General features: G+C 72.1%; 7 protein-coding genes. 5 read left to right on the forward strand and 2 right to left on the reverse strand.

What is annotated here, in order from left to right; translation table 11 throughout:
* Positions 1–33: 33 nt before the first annotated feature.
* Positions 34–1,206: a glycoside hydrolase family 64 protein gene (locus tag ACFYOY_RS18070; RefSeq protein WP_388587994.1), complete on the forward strand. Its 1,173-nt coding sequence runs from the start codon at positions 34–36 to the stop codon at positions 1,204–1,206.
* A gap of 340 nt (positions 1,207–1,546) precedes the next feature.
* Here the strand turns inward: ACFYOY_RS18070 and ACFYOY_RS18075 are convergent, their stop codons facing one another.
* Both ACFYOY_RS18075 and ACFYOY_RS18080 read right to left on the reverse strand, forming a co-directional pair.
* Entirely contained in the window at positions 1,547–3,202 is a 1,656-nt protein-coding gene (locus ACFYOY_RS18075; RefSeq protein WP_351886408.1) for a PucR family transcriptional regulator, read from the reverse strand.
* A 129-nt stretch (positions 3,203–3,331) separates the two neighbouring features.
* Positions 3,332–5,140, reverse strand: a complete 1,809-nt coding sequence (locus tag ACFYOY_RS18080) for a glycoside hydrolase family 15 protein (RefSeq protein ID WP_137969928.1) — start codon at positions 5,138–5,140, stop codon at positions 3,332–3,334.
* 419 nt (positions 5,141–5,559) lie between these two features.
* Between ACFYOY_RS18080 and ACFYOY_RS18085 the strand changes: the two genes are divergently transcribed.
* The 4 genes from ACFYOY_RS18085 (at position 5,560) to ald (ending at position 11,737) form a co-directional block, all read left to right on the forward strand.
* Entirely contained in the window at positions 5,560–7,215 is a 1,656-nt protein-coding gene (locus tag ACFYOY_RS18085; protein WP_351886310.1) for a CTP synthase, read from the forward strand.
* 78 nt (positions 7,216–7,293) lie between these two features.
* A complete protein-coding gene (locus ACFYOY_RS18090) occupies positions 7,294–7,920 on the forward strand; it encodes an NUDIX hydrolase (protein ID WP_351886307.1) in 627 nt (208 codons plus the stop codon).
* Positions 7,921–8,387: 467 nt separating this feature from the next.
* Complete coding sequence (locus ACFYOY_RS18095) at positions 8,388–10,424, forward strand: tetratricopeptide repeat protein (protein WP_351886405.1); 2,037 nt, start codon at positions 8,388–8,390, stop codon at positions 10,422–10,424.
* Positions 10,425–10,621: 197 nt separating this feature from the next.
* On the forward strand, positions 10,622–11,737 hold the full coding sequence (ald, locus tag ACFYOY_RS18100) for an alanine dehydrogenase (protein WP_351886403.1): 1,116 nt from the start codon (positions 10,622–10,624) through the stop codon (positions 11,735–11,737).
* Positions 11,738–11,874: the final 137 nt, after the last annotated feature.

Below are 11,874 nucleotides of genomic sequence, written 5' to 3' on the forward strand. Positions count from 1 at the left end.
GCAACCCCCACTACGCCGAGGAGCACCATCATCATGATCAGTCGCAGGAAGCTGCTGGGTGGCATAGCCGCCTCCGCCGCTGCCGCGGGAACCGGCCTGGCCTTCGCAGGCGGCCGCGCCAGCGGTGCGCCGAGCACGAAGGCCGCCGCCTCCCTGCCCCTGACCGTCGTCAACAAGACGGGGCAGTACGACAACGCATCGGTCTGGCTCTACATCGTCGGCAACGAGGGCGACCGGCAGGTGCACGTCACCCCTGACGGCACCATCGCCCCCGTCGCGCTCTCCGACAACGGCTCGGACGGTTTCACCGACTACGCGATCCCGCTGGCCGGAAGCGGTGACACGAAGCTGAACCTGCCGCAGATGTCGGGCCGGATCTATGTCGCGCTCGGCTCGAAGCTCAAGCTGAAGGTGGTCGAGGACGGGGCGGGCAAGCCCGCGCTGCAGTACCCGGCCGGCTGGGTGTCCGGTGACCCGAACTTCGACATCATGCACGACTGCGCGGAGTTCACGTACAACTCCTCGGGGATGTTCTGCAACACCACCATGGTGGACATGTTCAGCGTCCCGCTGTCGATCCACCTCACCGGCGCCCAGGATCAGACGACCGGCACCCTCAAGGACGGCGCCCGCGCCAAGGTCTTCTCCGACCTCGCCGGCGTCGACGCCTACAAGAAGCTGATCGTCGGCGACAATCTGCGGGTGATCGCTCCGGGCCATGGCATGGGCGCGGGGCTGTTCGCGGAGGACTACTTCGCGTCCTACATCGACCAGGTCTGGGACGCCTACGGATCGAAGGACCTCAAGGTCACCACCAACGCGGGCACCTTCACCGGCCGGGTGAGCGGCGGGAAGTTCGCCTTCACCGGCCCGGCGTCGGTCTCCTTCGACAAGCCCTCCACCAAGGACGTGCTGTTCTGCGACGGCGCCCTGGCCGCGCCCAACGACGGGACGACGGGCCCGGTCGCGGCGATCCTCGGCGCGGGCTTCAACCGCACCACGCTGCACAACACCGATGCCCAGCCGACCACCGACCCGGCCGCCTTCTATGGCGAGGAGGTCACCAACCACTACGCCAAGGCCATGCACGCGGCGACCGTGGACGGCAAGGCGTACGGCTTCGCCTTCGATGACGTGGCCGAGTTCGCGTCCTACATCCAGGACACCGCCCCGAAGGGGATCACGCTCACGCTGACTCCGTTCTAGGGAGCGTCCGGCGGATCGTGACGCCTGCGGCGGGCTGCTCCGGCTTCGCCCTCGCCCCCGACCCCGGGGCCTGGGGGCGAAGCCCCTGCCATGCGGCGGAGCCGCATATCGACGCTGCGGGAAGGGGCGGGGAGGGGAAAGATCCGCAGGGCCGGGCAGGGTCCGGCCGCGGTTCGGCACAGGCGGCCGGGCGGGGAGGTGTCCGCGGCGCACGGCGGGGCGGCGCGGCGGACGGTGAGGGAGCCTCTCCCCGCCCGGCTACACGTCTGGCGACCCGCCCGGCGGCACGGGGGGACGCCGGGCGGGCCGCCCGGGCATGGCGGGGCGGCCCGCGAACGCGTCACCGCACATGGCGGCGGGCCTGGAGGGCCACCCCCAGGGCGAGAACCGTCTGGGGGTCCTCCAGATCGCTGCCCAGCAGCCGGGAGATCCGGGCCAGCCGGTCGTACAGCGTCTGGCGGTTGAGGTGCAGCGCGCGGGCCGTCTCCGCCTTACGGCCCGCATGGCGCAGATATGTCTCCAGTGTCGGCACCAGCGGCGGACGGGCGGTGCGGTCATGAGCGAGCAGCGGCCCGATCACCCGGTCGACAAAGGCGGCCAGATCCCCGTGCTCCCGCAGTCGCCACAGCAACAGGTCGACATCCAGGCTCCGTACGTCGTACCAGTCCCGGTCGGTCAGCCCGCGCGCCGCGTTCGCCGCCTCCGCCGCATGCCGCAGCTCGGGGCCGGCCGCGTCCCAGCCGACCGCGAGCCCGGCGATCACCACCGGCGGCCGGGCGCCGGTCCGGTCCGGCCAGGCCCGCTCCACTCCGGCCCGCAGCGCCGCCGCGATCCGCTCGGCCACCGCACCGCGCTCGGTCGCGCCGCGCAGCCCCGCCAGCAGCGGAACCCGGCCCTCCGGAAGTCGTACGCCGAGCAGCACCGGCACCCCGACCGCCGCCAGCTCCTCCTGCAGGGCGTGGGCCAGCGCCGCCCAGCTCTCCCCGCCCCCGGCCAGCGGGCGCGGATCCTCCACCAGCCGCATCACCACCGGCAGCAATGGCCCGTCCGCGCCCGGCCTAAAGCCCAGTACCCGGGCCTGGGCGGGGGCGTCCGACGCCTCGATGCGGCCCTCCGCGAGATCGGTGAGGAAGTCCCCGCGCCCGCGCGCCGCCAGTTCCTCCTCCTGACGCGTCCGCAGCAGCACCACCGCCAGCAGATCCGCCGTCCGCTCGGCGGCGATCTTGTGCACCGGCCCCAGCGGCCCGGCCACCGGAAGGACGGTCAGCCGCGCCCGTACGGAGCCGGGGCCGGGCCCGCCGCCCGGGATGTCCGCCATCACACTGCCCGCCGGCGGTTCGGGCCGCGCGGCCGCGCGCCGCGCCCGCAGCCCCTCCCAGACCTGCAGCGGATCGGCCGCGCCCGCCGGGGGCGTACCGCCGGGCCCCGCCGCGTACAGCAGTTGCCCGTCGGGGGTCTCCAGGAAGACCGGATTGGCCGCGAAGGCGGCGAAGTGGCACAGGATCTCCGGTACCCCGCCGCCGCGCAGCAGCACCTCGGTGGCCTGCCGGTGCACCACATCGGCCTGGCGCAGCAGGGCGTAGTGCGCATTGACGATCTCGGTGTGGATCTCCTCGGTGACCGTCACGAACGGCACCTCGCGATGGAGTTGCACCAGCGGCAGCCCGCACGAGCGCGCCGTGTCCACGACCGGTCCCGGCAGTGTGCGGAACCGGGCCCCCAGCTCCACCACCAGTGCCGCGATGCCCCGTTCGGCGAGCCGGCGGACGAAGGCGCGCTGCTCGGCGGGGCGCGACCCGACCCCGAGGCCGGTGGTCAGCAGCAGTTCACCGCCCTTGAGCAGCGCGGCGATGTTGGGTACCTCGCCCGCGTGCACCCAGCGCACCGGGCGGTCCAGCAGCTCTTCCCCGGACACCACCTCGGGGAGCCCGCGGCGCAGGGCGGGAAGGCCGAGGGCCCGCGCCACGGTGATCGTCCCATGCGGCTCCCGAGGCATCCGCGGCTCGTGCGGTTCGCCGGGCACCCGCGACTCTTGCGGTTCCCGCGACTCCTGCGGCTCGTGCGGTTCCTGCGGTTCCATGGTCAGGACGCTCCCCGGGCGGGGCCCTCTTCGCCGGTCAGCGCGCTAGCCTCCGTACGCGCCGGACGCCGTCAGCCGCAGCGCGGTGTCGATCAGCGGCACATGGCTGAACGCCTGCGGGAAGTTGCCCACCTGACGCTGGTTCTTCGGGTCCCACTCCTCGGCCAGCAGCCCGAGGTCGTTGCGGAGCCCGAGCAGCTTCTCGAAGAGCTTCCGGGCCTCGTCCACCCGGCCGATCATCGCCAGGTCGTCGGCGAGCCAGAACGAGCAGGCCAGGAAGGCCCCTTCGTCGCCCTCGAGACCGTCCACCCCGGCGTCCTCGCCCGCGGTGGGGTAGCGCATGACGAAGCCGTCCTCGGTCGACAGCTCCCGCTGGATCGCCTCGATGGTGCCGATGACCCGCTTGTCGTCCGGCGGCAGAAAGCCCATCTGCGGGATGAGCAGCAGCGAGGCGTCCAGCTCCTTGGAGCCGTAGGACTGGGTGAAGGTGTTGCGCTCGGCGTCGTAGCCCCGCTCGCAGACGTCCCGGTGGATCTCGTCGCGCAGCTCCCGCCAGCGCTCCAACGGCCCGTCCACATCGCCGGATTCGATCAGCTTGACGGTGCGGTCGACCGCGACCCAGGCCATCACCTTGGAGTGCACGAAGTGGCGGCGCGGCCCGCGCACCTCCCAGATGCCCTCGTCCGGCTCGTCCCAGTGCTCTTCCAGGTAGCGGATCAGCTTCAGCTGCAGCACGCTCGCGTAGTCGTTGCGCGCCAGGCCCGTCATATGGGCCAGGTGCAGCGCCTCGGTGACCTCGCCGTAGACGTCCAGCTGGAGCTGGCCCGCCGCGCCGTTGCCGACCCGGACCGGCTGGGAGTTCTCATAGCCGGGCAGCCAGGTCAGCTCGGCCTCGGCCAACTCCCGCTCGCCCGCGATGCCATACATGATCTGCAGGTTCTCCGGGTCGCCCGCGACCGCGCGCAGCAGCCATTCGCGCCAGGCGCGCGCTTCCTCGCGGTAGCCGGTGCGCAGCAGCGAGGAGAGGGTGATCGCGGCGTCCCGCAGCCAGGTGAAGCGGTAGTCCCAGTTCCGGACGCCGCCGATCTCCTCGGGCAGCGAGGTGGTGGGCGCCGCGACGATGCCGCCGGTGGGGGCGTAGGTCAGCGCCTTGAGCGTGATCAGCGAGCGGACCACCGCGTCCCGGTAGGGGCCGTGGTACGTGCAGTGCTCGACCCACTCCCGCCAGAACGCCTCGGTGGCCTCCAGGGCGACCTCCGGCTCGGGCAGCGCGGGCGGCTCGTTGTGCGAGGGCTGCCAGCTGATGGTGAAGGCGATCCGGTCGCCGGGGCCCACCGTGAAGTCGGAGTAGGTGGTGAGGTCCTTGCCGTAGGTGTCGGCCTCGGTGTCCAGCCATACGGAGTCCGGGCCGGCGACGGCGACGGTGCGGGTGTCCACCCGGTGCACCCACGGCACGACCCAGCCGTAGGAGAACCGCATCCGCAGCGCGGAGCGCATCGGCACCCGGCCGCTGACCCCCTCGACGATCCGCACCAGTTGCGGGGCGCCGTCACGGGGCGGCATGAAGTCGATCACACGGACCGTGCCGCGCGGAGTGTCCCACTCCGATTCCAGCACCAGCGAGTCGCCGCGGTAGCGGCGGCGGTCGGCGGCGGGCGGCTGACTCCCCGAGGGGAAGGCGGGCCCCAGGCGCCAGAAACCGTGTTCCTCCGTGCCCAGCAGACCGGCGAAGACGGCATGGGAGTCGAACCGCGGCAGGCACAGCCAGTCGACCGTGCCATCCCTGCAGACGAGGGCGGCGGTCTGCATATCACCAATCAGTGCGTAATCCTCGATACGCCCGGCCACGTGCATTCCCCATTCGAACGGCCGTACCACCCCGGAGGGCGCTTCTTACGGTCTCGGAAATTCTGACGAGCTCTTGTTCCGGGGGCGTGCTGGTGGTGCCGTGCCGGGTGGCTCGCATGCGTGCGTCCGATGAGGATACGACGGACAACGGTGATCCGCTTGAGCCCGTCCACATCGTGGCTCGCATCTCGCGGCCGATCGGGTGGCCAGGTCACGCATGGTGTTCGGGCGGTTGCGCAGACCGAACGCGGGAACCAGGTCATCAGCGACCGCTCCGAGGCGCTGATACCCTGGTAGCCCGTGGAGCGGCGGGCACAAAACCCCCGAACCATCAGCGACGGCACCCCCCGAATCCGGAGCGGCTGCCGTACGCACCCTCACGACGCGACCACGGGAGCCCCCTCTTGGCCATTGCCGCTAAGCCCATGACGACCAAGCACCTCTTCGTCACCGGGGGTGTCGCCTCCTCACTCGGCAAGGGTCTTACCGCCTCCAGTCTGGGGGCGCTGCTGAAGGCGCGCGGTCTGCGCGTCACCATGCAGAAGCTCGATCCGTATCTGAACGTCGACCCGGGCACGATGAACCCCTTCCAGCACGGTGAGGTGTTCGTCACCAACGACGGCGCCGAGACCGATCTGGACATCGGCCACTACGAGCGCTTCCTCGACGTCGACCTCGACGGCTCGGCCAATGTGACCACCGGACAGGTGTACTCCACCGTAATCGCCAAGGAGCGGCGCGGTGAGTACCTCGGTGACACCGTGCAGGTCATCCCGCACATCACCAACGAGATCAAGCACCGCATCCGGCGCATGGCCACCGACGACGTGGACGTCGTCATCACCGAGGTCGGCGGCACCGTCGGCGACATCGAGTCGCTGCCCTTCCTGGAGGCCGTCCGCCAGGTCCGGCACGAGGTCGGCCGGGACAACGTCTTCGTGGTGCACATCTCGCTGCTGCCCTACATCGGCCCGTCCGGTGAGCTGAAGACCAAGCCCACCCAGCACTCGGTGGCCGCGCTGCGCAACATCGGTATCCAGCCGGACGCGATCGTGCTGCGAGCCGACCGCGAGGTCCCGACCTCCATCAAGCGCAAGGTCTCGCTGATGTGTGACGTGGACGACGCGGCCGTGGTCGCCGCCATCGACGCCAAGTCGATCTACGACATCCCGAAGGTGCTGCACTCCGAGGGCCTGGACGCCTATGTCGTCCGCAAGCTGGACCTGCCCTTCCGCGACGTGGACTGGACCCAGTGGGACGATCTGCTGCGGCGGGTCCACCAGCCCGACCACGAGGTCACCGTGGCGCTCGTCGGCAAGTACATCGACCTGCCCGACGCCTACCTCTCGGTCACCGAGGCGCTGCGCGCCGGCGGCTTCGCCAACAACGCCCGCGTCAAGATCAAGTGGGTCACCTCCGACGACTGCAAGACGGCCGCCGGCGCCCGGGACCAGCTCGACGGTGTGGACGCGGTCTGCATTCCCGGCGGCTTCGGCGACCGCGGAGTGATCGGCAAGGTCGGCGCGATCACCTACGCCCGGGAGAACAAGCTCCCGCTGCTGGGCCTCTGCCTCGGCCTGCAGTGCATCGTCATCGAGGCCGCGCGCAACCTCGCGGGCGTCGAGGGCGCCAACTCCACCGAGTTCGAGCCCGCCACCACCGACCCGGTGATCTCCACCATGGCCGAGCAGCTCGACATCGTCGCGGGCGAGGGCGATATGGGCGGCACCATGCGACTGGGCATGTACCCGGCCAAGCTGGCCGAGGGCTCGATCGTCCGCGAGGTCTACGACAACCAGCCGTATGTCGAGGAGCGCCACCGCCACCGCTACGAGGTCAACAACTCCTACCGCGGTGAGCTGGAGAAGAAGGCCGGGATCGTCTTCTCCGGCACCTCTCCGGACAACAAGCTCGTCGAGTACGTGGAGTACCCGCGCGAGGTCCACCCCTATCTGGTCGGCACCCAGGCGCACCCCGAGCTGCGCTCCCGCCCGACCCGTCCGCACCCGCTCTTCGCGGGCCTGGTGAAGGCGGCGGTCGAGCGACAGACCGCTGGTCAGACGCGTAGCGCGGGGGCCTGACCGATACGGTTGACGGGGGCGGGCGGCCGTCGCGGCCCGCCCCCGTCAACCGCACGCGGAAAGGACGCTGAGGCAAGCATGCGTATCCAGGACACCCCCGAGGAATGGCCGGTCACCGCCACCGCCACGCCGTTCACCGGCAACAAGACGAGCGTGCGCACCGACGAGGTGGAGATGCCCGACGGCAGCCGGGTCAACCGCGACTACCAGGTCCATCCCGGCTCCGTCGCCATCCTCGCCCTGGACGAGGACGGCCGCGTGATCGTGCTGCGGCAGTACCGGCACCCGGTCCGCCAGCGGCTGTGGGAGATCCCGGCGGGTCTCCTGGACATCCCCGGTGAGAACCCGCTGCACGCCGCCCAGCGGGAGTTGTACGAGGAGGCGCACGTCAAGGCCGAGGACTGGCGCGTGCTGATCGACGTCTACACCTCGCCCGGCGGCTCCGACGAGGCCGTACGGATCTTCCTGGCCCGGGAGATCGCCGCGGCCGAGGGCGAGCGGTTCGAGGTCTCCGAGGAGGAGGCCGACATGGAGCTGGCCCGGGTGTCCCTGGAGGAGCTGGTGCGCGGCGCCCTCGCGGGCGAGCTGCACAACACCTGCCTCGTGATGGGTGCGCTGGCGCTGCAGGCCGCGCTCTCCGGCGACGGTATCGACGCCCTCCGCCCGGCCGACGCCTCCTGGCCGGCCCGCCCCTTCGCGGCGTAGACCCACTGAGCGGCGCGGGCCCAGTGAGCGGCGCGGGCCCGCTGATGCGGCGCATAGGCCCCAACCGGTCCCGGTGAAGATCCGATGGAGTGATTTTCGGTACGTGCCATGGGCCTGGAGTGCCGGGTACCTGACGCGGAGTGAACTACGCTCATAGTGGCCCCGGCCGCAGCGGCGCGGCGGGCTCGTAAGCGCAGGTGGACGGGAGTGGGCCCGTGGCGGAGCAGGCGGTCGACACCGAGGGGGAGCCGGCGGCCCCAAGGAAGCGGCAGCCGCCGTCCGCCACGCCCGCTTCGTCCGCTTCCGGCCGTCCGCCGGAGGCCCGTTCCGATCGTTCGCCGGAGGACCGCCCCCATCGTTCGCCGGAGGACCCGGCGCCCTCGTCCGAGACCCCGCCGCGGCAGCGCTCCGCGGCCGGACGCGCGGACCCTCAGGACGGCGGGGTGTGGAGCGGGGCGACCCGGGCCGTGCTGTTCGCGGCGGCGGCCACCGTGGGGCGGGGGTTCGCCGGGCGGCGGCGGGAGCTGCTCTCGCTGCGGGCCGATATCGAGCGCGCGGGCCTGGACACCCTCGCCGGCCGTAAGGCCGCCCGCAGCCGGGTGCTGCTGATCGCGGGCCGCCCCGGCTGGGGCCGTACGGCCCTGGCCGAGGAGCTCGCCCGGCGGCTCGCCGACGGCTACCCCGACGGAGTGCTGAGCGCCCGGCTGACGACCTCCGCCGGTGACCCCGTTCCCACCGAGCGCACCGCCCGTGAGCTGCTCGGACGGCTCGGCGTGAGCGCCTCGCCGGGCGCGGACGAGGACGATCTGAGCGAGGCGCTGCGCGCGGCGCTGGACGGCAAGCGGGTGCTGTTGCTGCTCGACGACGTGGCCGGTGCCGAGCAGGTGGACGCGCTGCTGCCCGACGAGCCCGACTGCCTGGTGGTCGCCGTCTCGCGCGGCCCGCTGACCGGGGTGCCGGATGTGCGGCCGTGCACGGTGGGCGGGCTGGATGTGAGCGCGGCGGTCGGGCTGCTGGCGCAGTACACCGGCCCCACCCGGATCACCTGCGACCCGGTGGCCGCGCAGTCCCTCGTCGAGGAGTGCGCGGGCCAGCCCGCCGCGCTCGTCCTGGTCGGCGGCTGGCTCGCCGCCCGCCCTCAGGCGTCGGTCGCCGACGCGCTGGCCCGGCTGCGCGAACTGCCGCCGGACGACGGTGATCTCGACCACGGCGCCCGCCCGCTGATCCGCGCCTTCCGGCTGGCCTACGCCGCGCTGCCGTCCGCCGCCGCCCGGATGCTGCGGCTGCTGGTGCTGGCGCCCGGCGGATCGGCCGACGCCCAGACCGCCTCCGCGCTGGCCGGATGCTCGGTGGCGGACGGCGAGGCGGCGCTGGAGGGCTTCGCCGCGTACGGGATGCTGCGCCCGCGCGGGCCGGGCGACTACCAGGTGCCCGGCTGTCTCGATCCGCTGCTGCGGGAGCGGCTGGCGGCCGAGGAGCGCCCGGCGGAGGTGGAGCTGGCGCGGGCGCGGATGCTGGAGCGTGCCGTACGGCAGCTGCACGCGTGCCGACTGGCCGCCGAGCCCGCCGGTTCGCCGGGCCGCAAGAAGCTGGCCGGGATGCCGAAGCCGCTGCGCTTTTCGTCGTCGGCCCAGGCCGCGGAATGGTTGGAGGCCCGGCTGCCCACGCTGATCGAGGCCGCGCGGCTGGCGGTGGAGACCGGTGAACTCGACACGCTGGCACGGCGGTTGGTGGCCGCGCTGACCCACGCCCTCACCGCCCACCGGGGTGCCGAGGGCGCCGCGGTGGAGCTGTACGGGCTGCATCAGCTGGTGCTGGACGTGGCCCGGCGCCGCGATCTGCCGGTGGAGCGGGCGGCCGCGCTGCTGAACCTCGGCGATCTGGACGCCGGGGCGGCCCGGGTGGACAAGGCCCTCGCGCGGTACAAGAGCGCCCTCGAGGCCGCCCGTGAGTCGGGCGATCCGTATACGACCGGGCGGGCGCTGGAGTCGATCGGTGGTATGTACCAGGAGCTGGAGGACTGGCACCGGGCCGCCGACTGGTACGGACGCGCCCTGGAGCTGCGGCTGAGCCGCCGCGATCTGTCCGCGGCCGCCCGGATGTACGCACGGCTCGGCACCGTCCACGGCTACGCCGGGCAGTGGGGCGAGGCGCTGCGCGACTGGCGCGCCGCCGCGGCCGCCTGCCGCCGGGCGGGGGACCGGCCGGGGTATGCGCGGGCGCTCAGCGGCGCCGCGGGCGCCCAGGAGCGCACCGGGCGGCCGAGGGAGGCGCTGCGCACCTGGGCGGAGGCCGCCGCGGCCGCCCGGACCTGCGGTGACACCGGGCTGCACGCCGATCTGGCGGGCTATGCGGCGGACGCGATGGACCGGCTCGGCGGGGACCCGGCGGTGGCGCGGTCGCTGCGGCGCACCGCCCGTAAGAGCGCCACGGCGGGGGCGGAGGACATGGGTCCGTCACCTCAGAGTGGCGAAGGAAGCCCAGCCGACCTACGAAATCAGTAGTCGTCTTCCAAAAGATTGATGCATTGCAAGGCTAGACAGCGCGACGTCCTTCATTAGACTGGCCGTACCGCGATTGTTGCGGTCGTCTCCGGCATGCGGACGCGTTCCGGTTTGCCTGTCTATGGTCGATGGTGTACGGACCCATGGCTGGCTATGGCGATATGTTCCTTTCCCCCCATTCAAGGACCGTGATCGACGTGAAGGTCGGTATCCCCCGCGAGGTCAAGAACAACGAGTTCCGTGTGGCCATCACCCCCGCCGGTGTGCACGAGCTGGTCCGAGGCGGCCATGAGGTCGTCGTGGAGCAGGGTGCGGGCCTCGGCTCCTCCATCACGGACGAGGAATACACCGCCGCCGGTGCGCGCATCCTCGGCACCGCCGACGAGGTCTGGGCCACCGCCGACCTGCTGCTGAAGGTCAAGGAGCCCGTCGCGGAGGAATACCACCGGATGCGCAAGGGTCAGACGCTCTTCACCTACCTGCATCTGGCCGCCTCCCGGGCCTGCACGGACGCGCTGCTGGAGTCCGGCACCACCGCCATCGCCTACGAGACCGTCGAGACCGCGAACCGCGCCCTGCCGCTGCTCGCGCCGATGTCCGAGGTCGCGGGCCGGATCGCGCCGCAGGTCGGCGCGTACCACCTGATGCGCTCGGCCGGCGGCCGTGGTGTGCTGCCCGCCGGGGTGCCGGGTGTGGCCGCCGCGCGGGCCGTGGTCATCGGCGGTGGGGTCTCCGGGTGGAACGCCGCCCAGATCGCCATCGGCATGGGCTTCCATGTCACCCTGCTGGACAAGGACATCAACAAGCTGCGCGAGGCCGACCGGATCTTCGGCACCCGGGTGCAGACCATCGCCTCCAACGCCTTCGAGCTGGAGAAGGCCGTCCTCGAGGCCGACCTGGTCATCGGCGCGGTGCTCATCCCGGGCGCCAAGGCGCCCAAGCTGGTCACCAACGAGCTGGTGTCCCGGATGAAGCCGGGAAGTGTCCTTGTCGACATCGCGATCGACCAGGGCGGCTGCTTCGAGGACTCCCGCCCCACCACTCACGCCGAGCCGACCTTCGCGGTCCACGACTCGGTCTTCTACTGCGTCGCGAACATGCCCGGCGCGGTGCCGAACACCTCCACCCACGCGCTCACCAACGCGACGCTCCCGTACATCGTGGAGCTGGCCAACCGCGGCTGGCGGGACGCGCTGCGCCGGGACGCCGCGCTGGCCAAGGGGCTCAACACCCATGAGGGACAGGTTGTCTACGGCCCGGTCGCCGAGGCGCACGACCTGCCCGCGGTCGAACTGAGCTCGCTGATCGGCTGAATGACGCTCGGAGTTCACCGGCCCGGCCGCCGGAGCGGGTGAACTCCGGTTGCCGGACGGTCAACCCGGACCGTCAACCACATGTCAACAATGGGCATCCGGCCGGGTCTTGTCGAAGGGCGAGGCCCGGCCGAAGG

The organism is Streptomyces sp. NPDC007875 (genome assembly GCF_042868035.1).
Classification (GTDB): Bacteria; Actinomycetota; Actinomycetes; order Streptomycetales; family Streptomycetaceae; genus Streptomyces; species Streptomyces antimycoticus.